This is a genomic window from Paenibacillus sp. FSL H8-0537 (genome assembly GCF_038051995.1).
Taxonomy (GTDB): Bacteria; Bacillota; Bacilli; order Paenibacillales; family Paenibacillaceae; genus Pristimantibacillus.
In genome coordinates this window covers 1,780,715-1,804,059 of the sequence record NZ_CP150290.1, presented here as the reverse complement: position 1 = coordinate 1,804,059, position 23,345 = coordinate 1,780,715, and the positions used below count along the sequence as shown (strand labels likewise).

The following is a 23,345-nucleotide window of genomic DNA, read 5'->3' as shown; positions in this document are numbered from 1 at the left end:
CAAGCTGCCTACGAACATCTGGACAAAAAAAGTGGACCTGCACCGAGTGCAGGTCCGAATTTGATATATTAAAAGGGGGTCTTGTTTATTATAATAACCGAGTATTGTAATAGGGGTATAACAGAATCATTTCATTTGTGTAACAAATTCAGCCTTACCGTAAACAATCAGGGAGTTGAACAACATGTGGCTAACCGTTGCTATCTCTAGCGCCATTTTATTCGGATTAGCCGGCTGGTGGATGAAAAGAAGCCAGATGAGCAGCGGTGCAACCTCAGCGCTGCTGCTTGGGCTTTACGCCTCAGGCACAGCTGGGTTTGGCATTCATGCCGCGTTTGAGGGCTCGCTCACTTCGTTAGCCGATTACCGGATCTGGATTGCAGGTGCGATCATTGGAGCAGGCTCGGCCATCGGCAACGCGGTCTTTATGAAGGCGCTGGACTATGGTCCGGCAAGCCTAACCTCTCCACTGACGAATATGAACATCGTGCTTGTCGTTGCATTGGGCACACTTGTCTATAAGGAACCCCTCCAGCTCGCGCAAGCTAGCGGCATTTTACTGCTGCTGCTGTCCGTTGTGCTCATTTCTTATAAAAAACAGGTACAAGCCATCCCTGCCCAGACACAATGGTTTTACTACGCTTCCGCCGCGGTCGTCTTCTTTACCTTTCGCAATGGCGGGCTAAAGGTAACGGAGGAATGGGGATTTTCCAGCGCGCCGATTTTATTCGTGGGCTATTTGCTGTCCTTTCTATGGTTCGCCTTGCTAAGCAAAGATAAAAAAGGCAGCACCCGCAAATCTGCCTATCGGACCGGCTTGCTTTACGGACTGCTCGCTGGCCTTTTCTCCTACGCTGGCCTCCAGCTTTATGCAACCGCGCTGGCGACAGGGCCTGCTAATCTAGCCGCGCCGATCTTTGCGACGAACAGCCTTGTGGTCGCGGCAGGCGCCATTCTGATTTACAAGGAAAAACTAAATGCCGCCCAGTGGGCGGCATTCGCATGCATGATGATTGGCCTTGTTGTCATCCGCTTATAGCGGCTGGCAGCAGGCTATTCCCTTATTTAAGCAAAGCGTCGATTGACAGCTCTCCTGCACCGGTCAAAGCAATACCGACAAATACAGCAATCAGCACCAGATTATATTCGTAGCCGTTCTGCGTTGACCACAGGCCGTTAGCGCCATGTACCTTCACGATCGCCATAATCATTGGGATGATTAACAGCACTGCGCCAAGCCATGTCCACAAGCCTGCAGCAAACAGCAAGCCGCCTACCACTTCGCTTAGTCCTGCTGCCAGTGCCATCAGTACACCCGGTTTAACACCAATTGAATCCAGCCAGCCTCCCGTTCCCTTCAATCCGTAACCACCGAACCAGCCAAACAGCTTCTGCGCCCCATGACCAACCATCAACAAACCCAATACTACCCGAATAATCAATAATCCTGTGTCCAACATTTTAACCTCACCCTTCGTCTTTTGTTTGGTTTCGCAGCTGCATCACTTGCTCGCTGCGTTTCATGAACCTATCTTAATATATAAACTAACTTTTGTAAAGTAAATAATTAAAATAAAGTTAAATGGCGATATGGTGTTTATATGCACTTACTTTTCCAAAGTATATATGTTATAATGGGTTAAGAAGAAGCGGGGTGATCAGGTTGGATTATTCAACAATGTGCCCAAAGTATGAAGCAGCGGCCGAAATTTTAGGCAAGAAATGGACCGGTCTCATCATTCGGGTGCTACTAGCTGGACCAAAAAGGTTCAAGGAGATCAAGGAGCAAATTCCGGATATGAGCGACAAGATGCTTACCGACCGGATGAAGGAACTTGAACAACTTTCCATTATTAAACGAACAGTGTATCCAGAAATGCCTGTTCGCATTGAATACGAATTAAGTGACAAAGGCCATCATTTAGAGCCTGTCATTGAATCGATTCAAAAGTGGGGCGAAGAGTGGCTGTAACAAGCCAGCTTTAAGAGCTATTAGTAGGAAATGCATAAACAGAGCAAAAAAGAACCGTGAGAGCGGTTCTTTTTTGCTCTGTTTATGTTGTATTCACGGCTGAACATTGACAAGCGGCATAATCTCTTTTATTATTGATACTGATTATCATTATTATGCAAGGTGAAACGGCTGTCGCCGTCCTTTGGCGGTGCGGCGCGTTTCAGTCCGAGAAATATAGGAAAGGATCGCAAAATCATATCCTTTCCTATATTTTAAGAAAAAAGCCTTCCACCGCTCAGGTGGAAGACCTTATATTTAAAATCCAAGCCATTTTTTGAACAGATGCTTCGTTGTATCTTTGTTGATTGCCGCAATCGACGTCGTAAGCGGAATGCCTTTCGGACAAGAGCGCACACAGTTTTGCGAGTTTCCGCAGCCCTCGATGCCGCCATCCTCCATCAATGCTTCCAGACGCTCTTCCTTGTTCATTTCTCCCGTAGGATGAACGTTGAACAAGCGAACCTGAGAAATGGCCGCTGGGCCAACAAAGCTATTGCGATCGTTGACGTTCGGGCAAGCTTCAAGACATACGCCGCACGTCATGCACTTGGACAGCTCGTAAGCCCATTGGCGCTTCGATTCTGCCAGGCGCGGGCCAGGACCGAGATCATAAGTGCCATCGATCGGAATCCATGCCTTAACGCGTTTGAGGGCGTTAAACATACGCTCGCGATTGATAACAAGGTCACGGACGACCGGGAAAGTGCGCATCGGCTCCAGACGTACCGGCTGCTCCAACTGATCGATCAGTGCGCTGCACGCTTGGCGCGGCTTGCCGTTAATGACCATGGAGCAGGCGCCGCAAACTTCTTCCAGACAGTTGGATTCCCAGCATACTGGAGCTGTATTGCCGCCATCTGCCATCGTCGGATTACGCTGAATTTCCATAAGTCCGCTGATAACGTTCATATTCGGGCGATACGGAATTTCAAATTCCTCTTTGTAAGACGCAGACTCCGGTCCATCCTGACGGGTAATGATGAACTTAACGGTTTTTGTAGCAGTAGTCGTATCAGCCATCTTTATTCTCCTTTCTTCTTGTTCGCTGTGTAGTCGCGTTTACGCGGTGTAATAAGGGAAACATCGATGTCTTCGTACGAAATTTGCGGACCTTCCTTCGTCCAAGTCGCTATCGTTGACTTCATGAACTTCTCATCATTGCGCTCTGTGAAATCCGGCTTGTAATGCGCGCCGCGGCTTTCGTCACGGAGCAGGGCACCGAGGGTCATAGCTTCGGACAGCTCGATCATGTTCCACAGCTGACGAGTGAAGGCAACGCTTGAGTTGTTCCATTTCATCGAGTCATTGATGTTGATATTGTTATAACGCTGCTTAAGCTCTTTGATTTTGCTGATCGTTGCTTCGAGCTTGTCATTGAAACGAACAACCGTCATATTGTTGGTCATCCATTCGCCAAGTTCCTTGTGCAGAACGTAAGCATTTTCTGTACCGTTCATGGCAAGAATGCTTTCGTATTTATCCGTTTGGCGTTTTTGCTCACGGTCGAATACGGAGGAAGCCACGTCAGCGGAAGCTTTCTTCATGCCTTTAATGTACTCTACCGCTTTCGGTCCTGCGACCATACCGCCGTAAATCGCCGACAGCAGCGAGTTCGCACCGAGACGGTTAGCGCCATGGTATTGATACTCGCATTCGCCTGCTGCAAACAAACCAGGGATGTTCGTCATTTGGTTGTAATCCACCCACATGCCGCCCATCGAATAGTGAACTGCAGGGAAAATTTTCATTGGCAGCTTCCGTGGATCATCGCCCATGAATTTCTCATAAATTTCGATGATGCCGCCGAGCTTAACATCTAGCTCCTTCGGATCTTTATGGGAAAGATCAAGGTAAACCATGTTTTCGCCATTGATGCCGAGCTTCTGATCGACACAGACGCTGAAAATTTCACGGGTCGCAATATCACGCGGCACAAGATTGCCGTATGCCGGATATTTTTCCTCAAGGAAGTACCAAGGCTTGCCGTCTTTGTAAGTCCATACGCGTCCGCCTTCGCCACGAGCCGATTCGGACATCAAGCGCAGCTTGTCATCGCCTGGAATCGCGGTTGGGTGAATTTGAATAAATTCGCCGTTCGCATAATTAACGCCTTGCTGATACACCGCACTTGCTGCTGTACCTGTATTAATAACCGAGTTCGTTGTTTTGCCGAAAATAATGCCAGGGCCGCCCGATGCCAATATAACCGCATCGCCTATGAACGTTTTCACTTCCATCGAACGCAAATCCTGCGCAGATACCCCGCGGCAAATGCCTTCATCATCCAGAACGGCGCCAAGGAATTCCCAGTGCTCGTATTTCGTTACGAGGCCGGCTGCTTCCCAGCGGCGAACTTGCTCATCCAAGGCGTATAGCAATTGCTGTCCCGTTGTGGCGCCTGCAAATGCTGTACGGTGATACTGTGTGCCTCCGAAACGACGGAAATCGAGCAAGCCCTCCGGCGTACGGCTGAACATAACGCCCATCCGGTCCATTAAGTGGATAATGCCTGGTGCTGCTTCACACATTGCTTTAACAGGAGGCTGGTTAGCGAGGAAGTCTCCCCCGTATACCGTATCGTCAAAATGCTCCCAAGGCGAGTCGCCTTCACCTTTTGTATTTACCGCTCCATTAATGCCGCCCTGTGCGCAGACGGAATGGGAACGCTTCACCGGCACGATCGAGAACAGATCAACGTGCATGCCAGCTTCTGCTGCTTTTATCGTAGCCATAAGTCCGGCAAGGCCGCCGCCTACGACGATTATTTTATTGTTAGCCATCACGCTTCACTCCTTGTCTTCAAACTATCCGATATTATTCCAAACCAATGCAAGATCGGCTGCTTCCTTGAATTCGTCGCCGCGGAATGCAACAAGCGAAAGTATAAACAATGCCGCTACGACAATAAAAACACCCATGCATACAAGGGATGAAATCCGTTGTGCACGAGGTCCAACTGTAATGCCCCAACTGATCAAAAATGCCCAAAGGCCATTGGCAAAGTGGAACGTAGCTGCCAGTACCCCGACCACATAAAATACAAAATAAAGCGGGTTAGTCGCAATATTGTGCATCGTGGAGCCTAGCTCTTCATGTGTGATATGGCCCATGTACACCTGAAAACGAGTCTGGTATACGTGCCAGAACACAAAGATAAACGTGATAACACCCGTTATACGCTGCGCTGTAAACGCCCAGTTGCGGCCATACTTGAAGCGCCCCATGTTGCTGTCGGATTGATAGGCTACATATAAGCCGTACACGCCATGGAAAAGCAGCGGGAGATATATACCGAAAATTTCAGCAAGCGGCAGCAATGGCAAGCTGTTAATGAGCTTTACTCCGCTGCTGAACCCCTCTGCCCCCCTCTCGAACGATTGATAGTTCGTAAGCGCATGCACAACGATAAACATTCCGAGCGGAATGATACCAAGCAGCGAGTGAAGCTTACGGGAAAAATAGGAATTTCCTTTCATGCCTTTGTGTCTCCTTTCCAGACTGTGGTTACACTTTCCTCAAAATGCTTGTCTACAAATCAATCTACATTTTACTCTTCGGTTCTTTCTCCGTCAACAAAAGTTGACACAGTTTAGTCACACTTCCCATCGTACTCCTTTTCAGCTTATAATGGAATTGCTTATTTTTTATAATTTGTTATAACATTTTGACATAAGCAGACTGGAGCTGGCTATATTGATTGAAGAAATGCATATGTTTGCCGCCATCGTCGAGCAGTCCAGCATGAACAAGGCTGCGGCGCTGCTCAATTTGTCCCAGCCTGCCCTCTCCCGTAAAATTGCCAAGCTAGAGCAGGATATCGGCACGCAGCTGTTCCGGCGGATCGGCAAGCGGCTGGAGCTGACGCCTATCGGCCAGATGACCTATGAATACGCACTGGAGCTTCGCCAGCTGCACCGGCGTTACCTGCAGAAGGTTGCCGATTATGAGTCGGCAGGGCGAACCTCCATTACGATTGGCGCGAGCCTGACGACGCTGCAAACGACACTGCCCGATTTTATTAAAGCGCTCAATAGCAGCCATCCTGAATTCGATATTAAGGCGGTCACGGGCAAAACCCATGAGATCGTTACTTATGTAAGGGAAGGAAAAGCGGATATCGGCATTGTCGCCTCGCGTATTGAAGACGCCCAGCTGCACTGCGTCCCGCTGTTTGAGGATCATCTGCTGCTCGTTCTGCCGAAAAGCATGGTTGTGACCGATAAAGGCATGCTCGGCATTCAAGACCTCAACGGCTTGCCGATTCTGCTATTCTCCAAAGGAACCTGGTACCGCATGCTGACCGACGAGCTGTTTGCCAAATACAATCTCCAGCCGGATGTGCGCATGGAGATCGACTCCTTCGAGGCCATCGTCCGGCTTCAGCACACGTGCCGGGCAGCGACACTGCTGCCCCAATCGTATGTGCGCGAACAGCTGCTGGCTGACAACGACCTCACCGTCATTCCGATCAGAGAGCTGGCGGAGACGAAGCGCACGACCTCGCTCATTCACGCCGACCCGGCAGCGCTGCATCCAGCGGTCCGTCTATGGATTGAGGAGCTTGCCGCGCGCTCGAAGTCTTGAGCAGCAGAGTAGCAAGAAGACAGCAGCGCCGATGCGAATAGCCGCATGTGCTGCTGTCTTTATTGTCACCTTGTTGCTGCCTCTTCAAACTGCTCAATCTGCTCATTCGTCCCGATAACGACCATAACATCACGCTCGTAAAGCACATCTGTTGCCGTCGGGGCAATAATAATGCCATTAGGCTTATTAATCGCTACTATGCTGCACCCGAAGCGGGCACGCAGGTCGAGATCGCTGAGTGTCTTGCCATGCATTTTTCCCGTGACGACAAGCTCGGCAATTGTATAATCCTTGGACAGCTCGATGTAATCAAGCAGATTCGGCGACACCAGCTGATGTGCGACACGAATGCCCATATCCCGCTCTGGATAAATAACGCGATCCACGCCGATTTTTTCCAGCACCCTTCCGTGCAGCTCGTCCATCGCTTTTGCCACCACTGTCTTAACGCCTAAGTCCTTGAGCAAAATCGTCGTCAAAATGCTCGCTTGAATATCATCGCCAATCGCTACAACGCCAACGTCAAAATTTCGCACGCCAATCGAGCGCAGCGTCTCCTCGTCCGTGCAGTCGGCCGAAACCGTATAAGTGAGCACATCGCTCATCTCCTGCACGACCTCCTCATCCTTATCAACGCCTAATACCTCGTAGCCTAGCTGAATCAACTCTCTGCCAAGGCTTGAGCCGAAACGCCCAAGCCCCACTATGACGAACTGGTTCTTTTTCATATGAATCCGTGTTTCCCCTATCCAATTGTAATTTTGCCTTCTGGATACCGATAAAGCTCCTTGCTAACTTTCGGATTAAGCGCGTAAGCTAGCGTCAGTGGTCCTAGACGCCCAGCGAACATCGTAATGGAAATGATAATTTTCCCAAAATCGCTCAGCTCTGGCGTTATGCCCATCGACAGTCCTACCGTTCCGAAGGCGGAGGTTGCTTCAAACAAAATTTTAATAAACTGCTGATCCTCCGTTGCGGATAACAGCATCGTAACGACTACGACAAGCGACAGCGACAGCATCGTAATCGTAAGCGCCTTGAGCACCCGCTCCTTGCCGAGGCGAAAGCGGAACAGTACAATGTCCTCTTTCCCCCGAAACATCGCGACAACCGCCCCTATGAGCGTCATAAACGTCGTCGTCTTGATCCCGCCCCCAGTCGAGCCGGGAGATGCGCCAATAAACATTAATATAATGGTGAAAAATAAAGTCGCCTGCCGTAAGTCGGCATAGTTCAGCGTGTTAGCCCCTGCCGTCCTCGGCGAGACGGACTGAAAGAAGGAAGACAGAATTTTTCCGCCCCAGTCCAGCGAGCCAAGCGTCCTCATATTCGAAAACTCAAATATGAAAATAACGACCGCTCCGACTGCGATGAGCGATCCTGTCATAACCAGCACCACTTTGCTGTGCAGCGACAGCCCCTTGCGGCGGCGGAATTCCAGCAAATCCGAGATGACGATAAAACCGAGACCCCCGGATATAATAAGCAGCATGGCAGTCAGGTTCACAATCGGATCATCCACATACAGCGTCAAGCTGCGGTAGTCGCCAAAAATATCAAAGCCTGCATTGTTAAACAGCGATACAGCATGAAACACACCGAAATACAGTGCCTTGCCAAACGGCATGTCGTAAGCGAAGCGCAGTGTGAACAGCAGCGTGCCGACGAGCTCAAAGGATAACGAATATACAATGACCTTGCGGATGAGCCGAATGATGCCCTCCATGCTCCCCTGATTCATGGCTTCTTGCAAAATGAGCCGCTCGCGCAGCGATATGCGCTTTTTCAGTACCAGCGCGAACAGCGTGCCCATCGTCATAAAGCCGAGCCCGCCGATCTGAATCAGCAGCATAATAATAACCTGTCCAGCGACCGAGAAATAGGTACCGGAATCCACGACCACAAGCCCCGTCACGCTAGTTGCCGAGGTAGCTGTAAAAAAAGCATCCAGAAATCGCAGCCCGCTGCCGTCGGCCGAGGCAAATGGCAGGGATAGCAGCAGAGCCCCCAGCATAATAATAATCGCAAAGCCCACGACCAATATGCGTGGCGGGGACCATTTAAGTAAGGAAAAAAACGAAATGTTCATTGCATCCACCTTAATAATGCCTTTTATTCTGTTCAAGTTTCACCTTGCAGCTTTCAATTACAGATGACTTAACGATTATAAGCTTAAAGCGCACCGGGTATAAAACAGCCTTTTGCAATAAAAACAGCTGATTTCATTCAAAAACAGCCCTGCAAGGTAGACAGTCACCCATTAGCTTGCCGAATATCGTTATTTCTCTGTTTTATGAATGCGGACAGTGCTGAAAAGCTGTCTAAAGGTTGACCAAGCTGTTAGATTGGCGATGATATGGTTTAATATGGTATGTTAAGAGCACTATGCTTTATTTTTTGATTAAACTGAAATTGAGGTGAATTATGATTGAATTTATTGCTCCACGCGAGTGGAAGAAATTTGTATGGGCCGCTGTCATTGGCGCTGTCGTTTTTATATTTTTGCAAATCATGCCCATGCTTGGCGGCCCAGATTCGGGCGCATCGGAATCACAGGGCAACGTTATTGGCAATGAGGCAGCCCTGCAAAAAGCAACGGAATTTGCCGAGAAGCAGTTCGGCGTTAACGTTACGGACGCTCACGCCGTTTATCAAACCGATAGCAATGAAACTGGCTATTTGATAAAGGAAAAGCTGTACGAGGATTATGCGTCCAAATATATGCAGCAGTTTCCGCTCGACACCTATCAAACACAAGTTACGCTTGACAATGGCAGCACCGCGTTCGTCTATCTCCACATGCAAAGCGGCAGCGTTGTCGCATGGAATCTCATTGGAGCAGCTACGAGCGCACTTTCCATTAATGGGCAGAAGCAGCTTATCGATGCAGCGGCCAGCTTTGCGACTACGCAAGGCTTTCAAGCCAAGGATTTGAACGATGCTACCGTTAACTCCCTTGGACAGGTCGTCATTCATCCAACAGGCTATGCAGCAGGCAGCTCTCAGCTTGAGTTGCGATTTGGCTTCAGTCAGAATGGCGACAAAACCATTATTTCGACTTATAAGCCCGCCTTTGTTCCACCCTCAGACTATGTCGCCATTGTTGAGCAGCAAAAAAATACGGCCGACGTCTTATCGTTGATTAGCCTCACCTACATGACTTTCATCACGCTGGTGCTTGCTATTATTTATGCGATATTATACCGCCGTCATACGACATTCAAACGCGGCATTGTCATTAGCCTTATTTTCACCGTTTTTTATATTATTAACAATCTAGGCATTATGGACGGCATCATAGCTCAGCAAGGCGAACAAGTGATGAGCGATGGTCAGGTGTCCTTCATGGCATGGTTTACTGCGCTTCTGCTCATTCCAGTTGGCGCGGCCGTCTATTTCTCCTTCGTCGCCGGAGACGGCATGTGGCGCTCGTGGAAACGTCCGGTATGGCCAGGCTTCCGGGAAAAAAACTACGGCGAGCATGTATGGCGCAGCATGGGACTCGGTTATTTGATTGCCCTGATTTTGCTGGGCGTGCAATCGGTCATTTTTCTGGTGCTCGAATCGGCAATCGGCAGTTGGAGCACCAGCGATGCGACCCAGTCTCCCTACAACATCAAATGGCTGTGGCTCATGCCGATGCTGGCTTGGTGCGCAGCGATTTCCGAGGAAGCCATTTACCGATTTTTCGGCATTGCCTTGTTCCGCAGATGGTTCAAAAATATTTATGTCGCTGCCTTGATCCCGACTATATTGTGGGCGCTCGGGCATGTCGCCTATCCGATCTTCCCATTTTACACCAGGCTGATTGAGCTCATAATTATCGGGATGATCTTCAGCTACATTTTTCTGCGCTACAGCCTCATTACCGCCATATTTGTTCATGCGATATTTGATTCGCTCTTAATGGGCTTCTCGCTCGTATCTGTTGGCGGCGCTTTAAATATCGGGGCAGCGATTTTCTACGCTGTTCTGCCCGTTCCCATTGCCTATATCATACGGATATGGCATAGAAAAAAAGGAGGAAGGCCGCCGCAGCTTACGGCGACGCCTCCTCCCCCAGTGCCGCAATAATTTGTGCGGCAAGCTTATCTCCTATTGAAAGAGGCCGGAAATCTTCCACCGTGGCCTCTTTTATTTTTTTGATGGAGCCAAAATGCTTCAGCAGCAGCTTGCGCCGCTTCTCGCCTATGCCCGGAATGGCATCGAGCTGTGAGACGACCATCGACTTGCCGCGCTGCTCGCGGTGGAACGTAATCGCGAAGCGGTGAACCTCATCTTGTATGCGCTGCAGCAAATAAAACTCTTGGCTGTCGCGCGGCAGCGGAATAATTTCGGCGGGATCGCCAGTCATGAGCTGGGCCGTCCGGTGCTTGGCATCCTTGACGAGGCCGCATACCGGAATAAACAGGTTCAGCTCATTTTGCAGCACATCAATCGCTGCGGAAATTTGTCCCTTGCCGCCATCGACGACAATGAGATCCGGCGCTACCAGTTGATCCTTCAGCACCCGCTCATAGCGTCTGCGAATGACCTCGCGCATCGTCTCGTAATCATCTGGCCCAACGACCGTCTTGACCTTGTATTTGCGGTATTCCTTACGGTCCGGCTTGCCGTCAATGAATACGACCATTGCCGATACCGGGTTCGTCCCTTGAATGTTGGAGTTGTCAAACGCCTCAATTCGGGTCGCCTGCGGCAAGCCGAGCCATTCGGCAAGCCCTGCCGCCGCCTTGACGCTGCGCTCCTCATCCCGCTCAATGAGCCGGAACTTGTCGGCAAGCGCAACCTTGGCGTTCTCCGTCGCCATCGAGACGACCTCGCTCTTGCGTCCGCGCTGCGGCAGCAGCACCTTGACCTTCAGCCAGTGGTGCAGCGCAGCAGCGGCCTCCTCAGCAACGGACAGCTCCTTCTCTTTGGGCTGCTGGGCTTCCTCTTGCGTATCTTCATCAACCACAACGACTAAGCTCGCTGCATCAACCATATCCCTTGCTGCCTCATTTGCGCTTGACGCCGCCTCCTGTTCAAGATAGGCTGCGGTCGTCTCCTGCGTTCCTACTGCTGGCTTGCCCGCAGCCAAAGCAAGCTCTGTTTGCTCTGGTGCAAGTGGCAGCAAGATCTGCTTCGGCAGCGCAGGGTTTTCACTATAATATTGAGTTACGAAGGTCATAAAATCATCGTATTCTTCGCCATAATAAGGGAAGGTCGTACCATGGCGCTCAATAAGCTTGCCTTGGCGCATATATAGGATCTGGACGCACATCCAGCCCTTCTCGACGGCATAGCCGAAAATATCGCGGTCTAAGGCGTCCGACATCGTAATTTTCTGCTTCTCCATCACCGCATCAATGGCAATAATCTGATCGCGGTATTCCTTCGCCCGCTCAAACTCCAGCTGCTCGGCGGAAGCCTCCATCTTACGCTGCAAATCCGTCCGCACCACATCATGGCCGCCATTCAGGAAACGGGTAATTTCCTGAACCATCGCCTCATAGGTGCCGGGCTCGATCTCATATTCACAAGGCGCAATACATTGCCCCATGTGATAATACAGGCATACCTTGTCAGGCAGCGTCTTGCATTTGCGCATCGGATACAGCCGGTCCAGCAGCTTCTTCGTCTGCTGGGCTGCATAAGCATTCGGATAAGGGCCGAAGTATTTCCCCTTATCCTTGGCCATCCTGCGGGTTACCTCGAGTTTTGGATGCTGCTCATGCGTAATTTTTATATAAGGAAAGGATTTGTCATCCTTCAGCAAAACGTTATAGCGCGGGTGATATTGCTTAATGAGATTGCACTCGAGAATGAGCGCCTCCATGTTGCTCTTCGTCAATATAAAATCAAAATCGCGGATTTCCGCAACGAGGCGCTGCGTCTTCCCATTATGAGAGCCATTGAAATACGAGCGGACGCGATTTTTTAAAATTTTGGCTTTGCCGACATAAATGATTGTGCCTTCACCATTCTTCATCAAATAGCAGCCGGGCTGGTCCGGAAGCAGCGCCAGCTTGTGACGAATAAGCTCCGCCGCTTCAGCCGGGCTGACCGCCTGTTTCTCCTCATGCTGATTCATTTCCAAACCTCCCTCACGGACATCTGTTCCCATGCCTTATTGTAACATAGATTAGGGCCAGCAGCAGAGTCCTTCCGTTTACAATAGTTGCCGTGTTTTGCTTTACAATTATTCAGATAGTTGGGTATACTATTGGTAGCTAAATCGTTTTCAAGGGAGGACGCTTGTTATGGAGAACGTTAGAGACCCGCGCGAGCATTATAACGAAGAACCGCGCCACGACTTGATGGATGTAGTGTTCGGCTTTGGTGGCATGCTTGGTCTAATGACTGTCATGTTTGCTGCAGCTGTAATCGTGAAATTTATCATATCGTAAACAAATAGCAAGCCCTGCATTAAAAGAAAGAACCTTCGATTCCGCTTTTAGCGGATGATTCGAAGGTTCTTTTTCTTTCTTTATACTGCCTGTTTGTCATTATAATATGCGATTGCTAACGCTCCATTAAGCTAATGGGCAGATTAACTTAAGAGGGATATACGAAAATTACTGTACATTGTCAGGTTTTTATTATCGTCCGTTTTCTGTAGACTATAGGTACGTTGAATGAGGTTTACTACCTTAAAGGAGAGATCAGACTTTGGAAATGAGGAATGAAAAGGGAGAAGTATTAGGAATTTTGAATGTCGCTTCACTTCAAGCGGAGAGCACTATTGATATCGTTATTCGCGAGTTAAAGCCTGGTTTTGGAAAAGGAATATACCTTGCGGATGATAAAAAAATCAGTCAGCAAACAAATTACGCACCAGTGAATTGGTTGGATGGTCTCGACGAATTAAAGGCAAAAGCGTCATCATGGGAGCCCGTATTCCCTGCTAATGCGGAAGTGAAGGGGATTCAGGTTTACTATGGATTTGACAATTTGACTCAGGAAGAAATCGATGAAATGGCTATTGAGAGTGCAAACACCGGAAAAGATGTTGTGCGAGATCTTAAACCAAATGATACGTTCGTTGGTGTAAGTCTGTTATATCGTAAAGAAGAAACCTCATTTCAATTCCGGATTTTTGGAACCACAAAGAGTCGAATTCATGTGCCTGATGTAGATAAACACACTATTGAGTACTTAACAATTCGTTCTAATGAAGCAGTTTACGTTGGAGATAATGAAATACAGCAGTTGATTTGGGCGGAAATGGGACCGACTATGGGTAAGGCATTGCAGTATGAGGTATTGGCCGAGCGTAGCAACCGTGATTGGCTAATTTCGATTACCGAGACTTTAAGCTAATGGGTAACATTAGTTCAATAAAACAGCGACCGTCCAGGACTTTATTTTCTCGTCCTTGGCTGTCGCTGTTTCAATTTGCAGGGTCAGTCTAAAACACTATTTTATGCTGACAACTGCCTCTACAAAATTTAAGCCGTTTGATGCTTGTTGCTATTACTGCTGCTATTATTATGGCTATTGCTTGCTTGCTGCTTAACGCTCTGAGCTTCCTGCTGCTTGCTGGAGGGCTGATCGTAGCGCGTCCGCTCTGTCCGATCAATCTGAACGATTCTGCCGTCATGCACCGTAATATTTACACTTCCATATTGCAGCCCGCCCACCTGATCCGCAATTCGTTTCAGCCACTGCTGATCGATTTCCAAAGGTTTTGCCATTGTCTTCTCCTCCTTTTTTTAATACTAAAATACAGCCGTTTCACCTTATCGCAGCGTCAGACGATTTGGGCAGAAGCCCGTTTGTTCATTTGCCATTCCATAAGCGACTTGACGATAAGCGTTACGAACGCCAGCATAACGAGCAGCGATGCAACGGCGAATGAAGCTGAAAATTGGTATTCGTTATACAAAATCTCAATATGCAGCGGCAGCGTATTGGTCTGTCCGCGAATGTGGCCCGATACGACCGAGACAGCTCCAAACTCACCCATCGCTCGCGCATTACACAATATAATGCCGTACAGCAGGCCCCACTTAATGTTCGGATAGGTGACCCGCCAGAAAATTTGCCAGCCCTTCGCGCCAAGGCTTGCCGCCGCTTCCTCTTCTGTGACTCCCTGCGCCTGCATGAGCGGTATGAGCTCACGGGCAATGAATGGCACCGTGACGAATACAGTTGCCAGCACGATGCCCGGCAGGGCGAAGACGAGCTGAATGCCATGAGAATCGAGCCAAGGACCGAAGAAGCCTTGTGCGCCAAACATTAGAATATAGATAAGTCCGGATATGACCGGAGATACGGCAAACGGCAAATCAATGAGCGTAATTAAAAACTGCTTGCCGCGAAAACGGAACTTGCTGATTGCCCATGCAGCGGATATGCCGAACAGCGTATTCAGCGGCACGGCGATTACGGCTACGAGCAACGTCAGTCTCAGTGCCGATAATGCGTCGGGATCGGTGATCGCGGCGCGGTAAACATCAAAGCCCTTCTTAAACGCTTCAACAAAGACAGAGACGAGCGGCAGCAGCACGACCAGCGCGAGGAAAATGAGCGCTACCGTTATGAGCACAATTCGCACCAGTACCGGTTCATTAATATGCTTAGGCCGCTTGGAGGCCTCGCTCGATAAATGCGTTGTAATTGCTCCAGCCATCCTGCTTAGCCTCCTTCTACGACGCGGCGGTTAATCCGCCACTGCATGAAATTAATGAACAGCAGCAGCAGGAACGAGACGACGAGCATCACGAGTGCGATTGCGGTAGCCCCTGCGTAATCAAACTGCTCCAGCTTCGTCATAATAAGAAGCGGGGCGATTTCCGTTTTCATCGGCATATTGCCGGAGATGAATACGACGGAGCCGTATTCGCCAATGCCGCGAGCAAACGCCAGGGCGAACCCCGTAAGCAGAGCCGGCATCAGCTCAGGCAATATTACTTTCCAAAAGGTACGCATCCGGTAGGCGCCAAGCATAACTGCGGCCTCTTCTATTTCTTTATTGAGGTCCTGCAGCACTGGCTGCACCGTACGGACAACGAAGGGAATGCCTATAAAGATAAGGGCGATCGTAATGCCGAGCGGCGTATAGGCCACCTTGAGCCCAATCGGCTGCAGCAGCTTGCCCATCCAGCCATTCGGCGCATAAATCGCCGTCAGCGCAATTCCCGCCACCGCTGTCGGCAGCGCGAATGGTAGATCGACGAGACTGTCGATAAATTTTTTGCCCGGAAAACGGTAGCGTACCAGCACCCACGCAATGAGCAGGCCGAACACCATATTGACGGCTGCGGCGCTGAAAGCGGTGAAGAAGCTGATTCGGTAAGAAGCCAGAACCCTTGGATTCGTTACCGTGCTCCAAAATTCTGCAAAGCTGAGCCCTGTCGTCTTAATGAATACGCTGGCTAGCGGGATTAGAACGATCAAGCTCAAATACACAATTGCAAACCCCATTGATAGGCCGAAGCCGGGCAAAACGTTTCGCGCTTTGCCGCCTCTGCTCCTTCCTTTGCTCCACCTGGAACCTAACATGCTTCGTCAGCTCCATTCCACATTATGCTGTACCTTTCGATCATTACGAGCCTGGCGTGTAAATTTTTTCGAATATGCCGCCGGAATTAAAATGCTTCTCCTGCGCCACTTTCCAGCCGCCAAAATCTCCGTCGATCGTCAGCAGATCCAGCTTTTTGAATGTATCAGCATATTTTGCAGCAATCGTCTCATTAATCGGACGGTAGTAATTTTTAGCTGCAATCTCTTGGCCCTCATCCGAATATAAATACTCCAGATAAGCTTTAGCTACTTCAGTGCTTTTATTAGCCTCGGCATTTTTATCAACGACCGCTACAGGCGGCTCCGCCAAAATGCTGACCGATGGATAGACGATTTCGAATTGATCGGGTCCAAGCTCCTTAATGGATAGGAATGCTTCATTTTCCCAAGCCAGCAGCACATCGCCAATTCCTTTTTCTACAAAGGTCGTTGTTGCTCCGCGCGCGCCTGTGTCGAGTACGGGTACATGCTTGAACAGCTGCGTGATGAACTCCTGCGCCTTCGCTTCGTCATTGTTATTCTGCTTCAGCGCATAGCCCCATGCCGCCAAATAGTTCCAACGAGCTCCACCCGACGTTTGCGGGTTCGGCGTAATGACCTCCACGCCATCTTTAATCAAATCATTCCAGTCTTTAATGCCCTTCGGGTTGCCTTTGCGTACTAGGAACACGATTGTTGACGTATACGGCGAGCTGTTGTGCTCGAATTTGGACTGCCAGTCTGCACTTAGCAGGCCCGGCTCTACCAATGAATCAATATCGTAGCCAAGCGCCAGTGTGACGACATCTGCTTTCAGACCGTCAATAACTGCGCGTGCTTGCTTGCCTGATCCACCATGGGACTGGCTGATCGTCACGTCCTGGCCGGTTTTATTTTTCCAATAGGTTAAAAAGGCTTTATTATATTCCTCATACAGCTCACGAGTCGGGTCATACGATACATTTAGCAGCTTGACTGGTTCTGCTGGTTTCTCTCCTGCGGTACTTGCGTCTGTTGATGCAGCTGGCGACTCTCCTGCTCCTGCTCCCTGGTTGCCTCCATTTGCTCCGCATGCGGACAAGATGAGCACCAATACAAGCAATAATGAAACCGACCATTTCCCCTTTAACATAAATCCTCACACCCCTGATTTTTTCTTTTTTTCTCCTGCAGTCCTGGATACATGAGTAATGTTTTGCCGCCGGTGGTCCGGTAGATAAAATATTATTCCTACCCGCTTAGTTGGTTATGGATGGATTCTACCAGCGTGGTTTTGTTTAGTCAATAGGGTTTTCGAAATTAGGTGGATTCATTTATGTTAAAACCATTTCGGTAAAAAGATTGCTGTTTCCCTGCGGTTACAGCATCACTCCTACCTAGAGAAAACGGTAGGAAACCGGAAGCTTCCACGCAAAAAAGGACCGCTCTCAAAGCAGCACAGCCGTAAGGCTTTACTGATTTGAAAGCGATCCTTTCTATTCGTGCTAGCAGCGGAATTGCTGCAAGTTTTAAGCCTAATGGCTTAAATCCATTTTAATGAGAAGCTTGCAGCTGCTCCATCTCACGTTTCGAGCAATATACAAAATGCCCAGGCTTCACTTCACGAATTTCCGGAAGGTCCTCTGGCGTATATTGATGCACATTGGGATCATAAGGCGTCCGTTTGCGCACGCGTTCCGTCTCCGGATCGGGAATCGGAATGGCCGACAGCAGCGACTTCGTATAAGGATGCATCGGATTGTTGTAAAGCTCATCCGCAGAAGCCAGCTCTACAAGCTTGCCGAAGTACATCACGCCGATGCGGTCGCTAATATATTTAACCATAGACAAATCATGGGCAATAAACAAATAAGTCAGGTTTTTCTCACGCTGCAGCTTCTTCATCAGGTTGATGATTTGGGCCTGAATGGATACGTCAAGCGCGGAAATCGCCTCATCGGCAATGATGAAGTCAGGATCGACCGCAAGCGCGCGAGCAATACCGATCCGCTGACGCTGTCCGCCAGACGCTTCATGCGGGTAACGATTCGCATAGTCTTTGTGCAGGCCTACCGTCTCCAGCAGTTCATGCACTCTCGCCATACGCTCCTTGCTATTTTTTGCAAGACCATGGAGGTCAATGCCCTCGGCAATAATATCGCCAACGGTCATCCTCGGATTGAGCGAGGCATATGGATCTTGGAAAATCATTTGCATTTTGCGGTTCAGACGCTTCAGTTCGCTCCTGGACTTGCGTCCGTGAACATTCTCACCACTGAACAGCACTTGCCCGTCCGTCGCGTCATACAGCCGTAGAATCGTTCTGCCGGTCGTTGATTTGCCACAGCCCGACTCGCCAACAAGTCCAAGCGTCTCGCCTTCGTAAATATCGAAGCTGACATCGTCGACAGCTTTCACCATATTCGGACGGCCTTCATTGAAATATTGCTTTAGGTTTTTGATTTCAAGCAGCTTCTTCGCCATTTAAGCCTCTCCTTCCGCGAGCACCGGCTTATCGAAAGACGCTGCCAATTTACGAACTCTCCGCTTAACCTGCTCCGGCAGCTCCACCTTCGGCGCATCCGGGTGCAGCAGCCATGTTTTGGCATAATGCGTTTCGGATACTTGGAACATCGGCGGCTCTTCCTCGAAATCAATCGCCAGCGCGTAGCGGTTGCGCGGTGCAAACGCATCGCCCTTAGGCGGATTCGTCAGGTCAGGAGGCGTGCCCGGAATGTCCAGCAGCTCGGCTTTATCCGTCATATCAAGGCTCGGCATGGATGCAAGCAGTCCCCATGTGTAAGGATGGCGCGGATCATAGAAAATTTCATCGACCGTTCCAACCTCAACAATTTGACCCGCATACATAACGGCTACACGGTCAGCCACGTTTGCAACGACGCCCAAATCATGCGTGATGAAAATGACGGACATGCCGATTTTTTGCTGCAAATCTTTGATCAGCTCCAAAATTTGCGACTGGATCGTTACGTCAAGCGCCGTCGTCGGCTCATCCGCAATGAGCAATCTTGGATTGGCCGCTAGCGCAATCGCAATCATCGCCCGCTGGCGCATACCACCGGAAAACTCATGGGCATATTGGTTAATCCGCGTCTCTGGCATCGGAATGCCGACTAGACGAAGCAGTTCAATCGTACGTTCTTTTGCAACGGAGCCGGAAAGCTTTTGGTGCTTTTTCAGCACCTCCATAATTTGCGGTCCGATCTTCATCGTCGGATTAAGCGAAGTCATCGGGTCTTGGAATATCATACTGATATCCTTGCCCCGTACCTTCTCCATTTGCTTATCCGTCTTTTTCACTAAATCTACGCCTTCAAACAAAATTTCGCCATTCGTAATTTTGCCTGGCGGCATCGGTATGAGCTTCATAATCGTTTGTGAAGCGACACTTTTACCAGAACCCGATTCCCCTACGATGGCAAGCGTCTCGCCTTTGTACAGGTCAAAGCTAATGCCTCTGACCGCTTGTACCTCGCCGCCGTGCGTACCGAAGGAAACGCACAAATCTTTTACCTCGAGCAGCTTTTCCATTTATGCTTCCCTCCTATTATTTGCGCATTTTCGGATCAAGAGCGTCACGCAATCCGTCGCCAATTACGTTAAATGAGAAAATCGTTACACAGATCATAATGGCCGGGAAGAACAAACGCCATGGATAATATTTAAGCGCAGGCAATCCATCGGATGCCATTGTACCCCAGCTCGCGATTGGCGGAGTTAAGCCCAGTCCCAAATAGCTTAGGAAAGACTCCGTAAAAATCGCTGATGGAATCGTCAGCGTCATTGTAATCAGAATTGGGCCCATTGCATTTGGAATCAAATGCTTTCTCATAATCCAAGGCATTGTAGCGCCCAGCGTACGAGCGGCCAACACATACTCGCGATTTTTCAGCGACAGCACCTGTCCCCGAACGATACGCGCCATATTGATCCAGCCGGTTATCGTCATCGCTACAATCATCGTTCCCAAGCTTTGCCCAAATACGACCATCAAAATAATCGCAAGCAGCAAGTATGGGATACCGTAAAGAACGTCGGCAAAACGCATCATGCCTTCATCCACACGTCCGCCCTTGTAAGCGGCAATTCCGCCCCAAAGGACGCCAATAAACAAGTCAATAAGTGCGGCTGCAAGACCGATAAACAGGGAAATTCGTGCGCCTTCCCAAACACGGGCAAACATGTCGCGTCCAAGGTCATCCGTGCCGAACCAGTGCACTGCGGACGGCGCCTGATTTTTATTGCCAAGATCGTTGGAGCGGTAATCAAATTCGGTCATTAATGGGCCAAACGCAGCCATAAAGACCAAAAGAACAAGCATAACCACTCCGACCATAGCTAGTTTGTTTTTTGCGAAGCGCCGTACGACATCCTGCCAGAAAGAAAGGCTTGCCTTCGCCACATTATCTGTTCCTTGCTGCTGTAAGCCTACCAGCTTAAACCGGTCTTTAGATATTGGTTCCATCGTCAAGCCCCTTTCTTCCCGCGCCCAAGTTTAATACGGGGATCAATTAATCCATACAAAATGTCAACCAAGAGTACGCTAAAGAGAAGGATAATACTGTAGAACACCGTAACCCCCATAATAACCGTGTAGTCACGGTTGCCAATACTTACAACGAAGTGGGAGCCAAGGCCCGGTATGCCGAATATACGCTCAATAACAAAACTTCCTGTAATGACACCAGCCGACAGCGGGCCCATATATGAAACGACAGGCAGCAGAGCATTGCGAAGCGTATGTTTAACTGTAATCATAAATTCGCTAAGGCCCTTGGCCTTCGCCGTCTTAATATAATCATTGCTAAGTACTTCAAGCATGCTGGAGCGCGTCAGGCGAGCGATAAACGCCGTTGGCGTGGAAGCCAAGGCAATCGCTGGCAATACCGTATGCATGAACGTTCCCCATCTCGCGACAGGAAAAATGCCAAATTTAATGGCAAGCACATATTGCAGCACGGTTGCCATGATGAAGGAAGGCACCGAAATCCCTGCCACCGCAATAATCATCGCGGTATAATCCTGCCAGCGATTATGTTTAAGCGCAGCAATTACACCAAGAATAACACCGAAAGCAAGCGCGAGGAAGATCGCTTCGAGGCCAAGCACGAGCGACACAGGAAAACCAGTGTTGATCAAATCATTTACGGTCTGGCTTTTGTACTTGAAGGAAGGACCAAAATCCCATTGCAGCACTTTCAGCAAATAATCGCCATATTGCGTATACCACGGCTGATCCAGACCATAGTGAGCCAGCAGATTGGCTTTAATCTCCGGCGGCAGCTGCTTCTCCGACGTAAACGGGTTACCCGGAGCAAGACGCATCAAGAAAAAGGTAGCTGTAATTATCAGCCACAACGACAAAAGGATATACAGCAAACGTCTGCCAATATATTTCACCATAATAGTCTGGCACCTCCTATTAGTTTCGAGCTTTATTTACATATAAGGGGAGTATCGCCCCGCATTTTCATAACAAAGGAACACCCCGAACCACTTGAAAATGTGATTCGGGATGTTCCGCCCACCATACCGCTGCATCCAGTTATGGTCGACTATTCTTTTGTACATCATACTAGCATTATGCTTCGATGTAGGCCCATTTGTATGTCAAATCACCCAAACCGCTAACTACAACACCTTTAAGTTTTTCATTTTGAACCCAGTTCATCGTATAGAAATAGATTGGCGCTACAGGCATATCTTCCATGAAGATCGCTTCTGCTTGTTTCAACATTTCCGTACGTTTCGCAGCATCTTTCTCAGATGCGGAATCAATCAGCAATTTTTTGTATTCTGCATTTTCCCAGCCTGTATCGTTGTTGCCACCGTCAGCATCGCGGTACAGCTCAAGGAAGTTGATTGGATCATTAAAATCTCCAAGCCAGCCCAGACGGCCTACTTGGTAGTCGCCAGCATGCAATTTCTCGATATATACAGCCCACTCAGCATTATCAAGCGTTACTTCTACGCCAAGATTTTTGGACCACATGTCTTGAATCGCTTGAGCGATTTTTTGGTGAGCTTCATTTGTGTTGTAAGAAATCGTAATTGGAGGAAGCTCAGATGCATCTTTCAGACCCATTTCTTTAAGGCCAGCATCCAAATATTCTTTTGCTTTCGCCAAATCGTTATCGGCAAAATAACCTTTTTCGTTCTCAGCAAACATCGTTGGAGGCACGATTGCCATCGCTGGCAATTGCTCGCCTTGTGTAATGTTGTCGATCAGTTCTTGGCGGTTCATCGCAAAAGTGAATGCTTTACGGATGTTTTTGTTGTCAAAAGGAGCAACTTTTGTATTGAACTTGTAGTTGTAAACACCTGCGATTGCTTGAGTATGCAAAGTGCCTTGGTCTTTCAAAGCTTGCATAGCATCAACTGGCAATTGGCCGTTAGGCTGTCCAGCCCAGTCCAGCTCGCCATTGTCAAACATCGAAAGCTCAGTATTGAAGTCATTGATCATCGAGAAGTTGATTTTAGTCAATTTCACGTTGTCTTTATCCCAATACGTATCGCTTTTCTCAATAATAAGGTTGTCGCTGTGTTTCCATTCGGTCATGTGGAAAGGACCGTTTGTTGTATATTGGTCGCCTGCATCGTTAGCCCAATTTTTGTTGGCTGCAGCAATTTTGCTGTTTACTGGCAGGTACGTGTAGAATGCTGTCAATTCAAGGAAGAAAGAAGTCGGGTTAGCAAGCGTAACTTCAAGCGTAGTGTCGTTGACCGCTTTAATGCCTACATCTTCAACTTTTCCTTTGCCGAGGTTAGCAGCCTCTGCTCCTTTAATATAATAAAGCTGGTAAGCGTAATCTGCTGCGTTAGCTGGGTCAAGAACCCATTTCCATGCATATTCAAAGTCTCCGGCAATTACTGGATCGCCATTGGACCATTTAGCGCCGTCGCGAATTGTGAATGTGTATACCGTTTGGTCAGGAGAAACTTCAACTTTCGAAGCTACTGCATTTTCAGGGTGACCATCTTGTCCAATACGAGTCAAACCTTCGAACGTTTGACGCAAAATCGTACCGGATGTGGAGTCGCTTGCTTTACCAGGGTTAAGTGTCGGTGGTTCAGATGCAATGTTTACGCTAATCTCTTGCTTGTCAGCCAATTTCACTTCCGCAGCGGTAGCATCTGGGCTAGCCTCTCCCGGATTGTTAGTGCCTGTGTTTTTGCCTGCATTTCCACAAGCGCTGATGAGCAAAGTCATGACAAGCAAAGTGCTGAGTAAAAACGAATACTTCTTTTTCATGCGTTTATT

22 protein-coding genes are annotated in these 23,345 nt (G+C 48.9%); 6 read left to right on the top strand and 16 right to left on the bottom strand.

Annotated features, from left to right (window positions below; all coding sequences use genetic code 11):
• The first annotated feature begins 184 nt into the window (after window positions 1–184).
• Complete coding sequence (locus MHB80_RS07540) at window positions 185–1,039, top strand: EamA family transporter (RefSeq protein WP_341281580.1); 855 nt, start codon at window positions 185–187, stop codon at window positions 1,037–1,039.
• Window positions 1,040–1,061: 22 nt separating this feature from the next.
• On the opposite strand, the gene MHB80_RS07535 is transcribed toward MHB80_RS07540, so the two are convergent.
• The gene (locus MHB80_RS07535) at window positions 1,062–1,460 is read right to left on the bottom strand and encodes a DoxX family protein (protein WP_341281579.1); all 399 of its coding nucleotides are present in this window, start codon (window positions 1,458–1,460) and stop codon (window positions 1,062–1,064) included.
• A 203-nt stretch (window positions 1,461–1,663) separates the two neighbouring features.
• Here MHB80_RS07535 and MHB80_RS07530 point away from each other — a divergent pair, with 203 nt between their 5' ends.
• On the top strand, window positions 1,664–1,972 hold the full coding sequence (locus tag MHB80_RS07530) for a helix-turn-helix domain-containing protein (RefSeq protein ID WP_056040108.1): 309 nt from the start codon (window positions 1,664–1,666) through the stop codon (window positions 1,970–1,972).
• Between the two features lie 297 nt (window positions 1,973–2,269).
• On the opposite strand, the gene sdhB is transcribed toward MHB80_RS07530, so the two are convergent.
• Genes sdhB through MHB80_RS07515 form a run of 3 tightly spaced genes read right to left on the bottom strand, consistent with a single transcriptional unit; the run spans window position 2,270 to window position 5,490 of the window.
• The gene (gene sdhB, locus MHB80_RS07525; protein WP_341281578.1) at window positions 2,270–3,034 is read right to left on the bottom strand and encodes a succinate dehydrogenase iron-sulfur subunit; all 765 of its coding nucleotides are present in this window, start codon (window positions 3,032–3,034) and stop codon (window positions 2,270–2,272) included.
• A gap of 2 nt (window positions 3,035–3,036) precedes the next feature.
• Window positions 3,037–4,794, bottom strand: a complete 1,758-nt coding sequence (gene sdhA / locus MHB80_RS07520) for a succinate dehydrogenase flavoprotein subunit (protein WP_341281577.1) — start codon at window positions 4,792–4,794, stop codon at window positions 3,037–3,039.
• A 24-nt stretch (window positions 4,795–4,818) separates the two neighbouring features.
• Entirely contained in the window at window positions 4,819–5,490 is a 672-nt protein-coding gene (locus tag MHB80_RS07515; protein WP_341281576.1) for a succinate dehydrogenase cytochrome b558 subunit, read from the bottom strand.
• Between the two features lie 217 nt (window positions 5,491–5,707).
• On the opposite strand from MHB80_RS07515, the gene MHB80_RS07510 reads away from it, so the two are divergent.
• Window positions 5,708–6,598, top strand: coding sequence for a LysR family transcriptional regulator (locus MHB80_RS07510; protein WP_341281575.1), 891 nt, complete (start codon window positions 5,708–5,710; stop codon window positions 6,596–6,598).
• A 65-nt stretch (window positions 6,599–6,663) separates the two neighbouring features.
• On the opposite strand, the gene MHB80_RS07505 is transcribed toward MHB80_RS07510, so the two are convergent.
• Together MHB80_RS07505 and MHB80_RS07500 are read right to left on the bottom strand one after the other, a co-directional pair.
• The gene (locus tag MHB80_RS07505; protein ID WP_341281574.1) at window positions 6,664–7,326 is read right to left on the bottom strand and encodes a TrkA family potassium uptake protein; all 663 of its coding nucleotides are present in this window, start codon (window positions 7,324–7,326) and stop codon (window positions 6,664–6,666) included.
• A gap of 17 nt (window positions 7,327–7,343) precedes the next feature.
• Window positions 7,344–8,687 (bottom strand): TrkH family potassium uptake protein, encoded by a 1,344-nt coding sequence (locus MHB80_RS07500; protein ID WP_341281573.1) that lies wholly within the window; start codon window positions 8,685–8,687, stop codon window positions 7,344–7,346.
• A gap of 335 nt (window positions 8,688–9,022) precedes the next feature.
• Here MHB80_RS07500 and MHB80_RS07495 point away from each other — a divergent pair, with 335 nt between their 5' ends.
• Window positions 9,023–10,672, top strand: a complete 1,650-nt coding sequence (locus MHB80_RS07495) for a CPBP family intramembrane glutamic endopeptidase (RefSeq protein ID WP_341281572.1) — start codon at window positions 9,023–9,025, stop codon at window positions 10,670–10,672.
• Here MHB80_RS07495 and uvrC read toward each other — a convergent pair.
• Window positions 10,638–12,671 (bottom strand): excinuclease ABC subunit UvrC, encoded by a 2,034-nt coding sequence (uvrC, locus tag MHB80_RS07490; protein ID WP_341281571.1) that lies wholly within the window; start codon window positions 12,669–12,671, stop codon window positions 10,638–10,640. The genes MHB80_RS07495 and uvrC overlap by 35 nt on opposite strands.
• Window positions 12,672–12,840: 169 nt before the next feature.
• On the opposite strand from uvrC, the gene MHB80_RS07485 reads away from it, so the two are divergent.
• Both MHB80_RS07485 and MHB80_RS07480 read left to right on the top strand, forming a co-directional pair.
• A complete protein-coding gene (locus tag MHB80_RS07485; protein WP_099516602.1) occupies window positions 12,841–12,987 on the top strand; it encodes a YqzM family protein in 147 nt (48 codons plus the stop codon).
• A gap of 262 nt (window positions 12,988–13,249) precedes the next feature.
• Complete coding sequence (locus MHB80_RS07480) at window positions 13,250–13,900, top strand: hypothetical protein (protein ID WP_341281570.1); 651 nt, start codon at window positions 13,250–13,252, stop codon at window positions 13,898–13,900.
• Window positions 13,901–14,028: 128 nt separating this feature from the next.
• On the opposite strand, the gene MHB80_RS07475 is transcribed toward MHB80_RS07480, so the two are convergent.
• The 9 genes from MHB80_RS07475 to MHB80_RS07435 all read right to left on the bottom strand — a co-directional run bounded on the left by MHB80_RS07475 (window position 14,029) and on the right by MHB80_RS07435 (window position 23,336).
• Window positions 14,029–14,274 carry a YezD family protein gene (locus MHB80_RS07475; protein WP_341281569.1) on the bottom strand — a complete coding sequence of 82 codons (246 nt, stop codon included), beginning with the start codon at window positions 14,272–14,274 and terminating at the stop codon, window positions 14,029–14,031.
• Between the two features lie 56 nt (window positions 14,275–14,330).
• Complete coding sequence (cysW, locus tag MHB80_RS07470) at window positions 14,331–15,212, bottom strand: sulfate ABC transporter permease subunit CysW (RefSeq protein WP_341281568.1); 882 nt, start codon at window positions 15,210–15,212, stop codon at window positions 14,331–14,333.
• Between the two features lie 5 nt (window positions 15,213–15,217).
• Window positions 15,218–16,084, bottom strand: a complete 867-nt coding sequence (gene cysT / locus MHB80_RS07465) for a sulfate ABC transporter permease subunit CysT (RefSeq protein WP_341281567.1) — start codon at window positions 16,082–16,084, stop codon at window positions 15,218–15,220.
• A gap of 43 nt (window positions 16,085–16,127) precedes the next feature.
• On the bottom strand, window positions 16,128–17,216 hold the full coding sequence (locus tag MHB80_RS07460) for a sulfate ABC transporter substrate-binding protein (RefSeq protein ID WP_341281566.1): 1,089 nt from the start codon (window positions 17,214–17,216) through the stop codon (window positions 16,128–16,130).
• 401 nt (window positions 17,217–17,617) lie between these two features.
• Window positions 17,618–18,547, bottom strand: a complete 930-nt coding sequence (locus MHB80_RS07455) for an ATP-binding cassette domain-containing protein (protein ID WP_341281565.1) — start codon at window positions 18,545–18,547, stop codon at window positions 17,618–17,620.
• Window positions 18,548–19,615, bottom strand: coding sequence for an ABC transporter ATP-binding protein (locus MHB80_RS07450; protein WP_341281564.1), 1,068 nt, complete (start codon window positions 19,613–19,615; stop codon window positions 18,548–18,550). It abuts the gene before it with no gap.
• 16 nt (window positions 19,616–19,631) lie between these two features.
• Window positions 19,632–20,549 carry an ABC transporter permease gene (locus MHB80_RS07445; RefSeq protein ID WP_341281563.1) on the bottom strand — a complete coding sequence of 306 codons (918 nt, stop codon included), beginning with the start codon at window positions 20,547–20,549 and terminating at the stop codon, window positions 19,632–19,634.
• Window positions 20,550–20,551: 2 nt separating this feature from the next.
• Entirely contained in the window at window positions 20,552–21,487 is a 936-nt protein-coding gene (locus tag MHB80_RS07440; RefSeq protein WP_341281562.1) for an ABC transporter permease, read from the bottom strand.
• Window positions 21,488–21,665: 178 nt separating this feature from the next.
• A complete protein-coding gene (locus MHB80_RS07435; protein ID WP_341281561.1) occupies window positions 21,666–23,336 on the bottom strand; it encodes a peptide ABC transporter substrate-binding protein in 1,671 nt (556 codons plus the stop codon).
• Window positions 23,337–23,345: the final 9 nt, after the last annotated feature.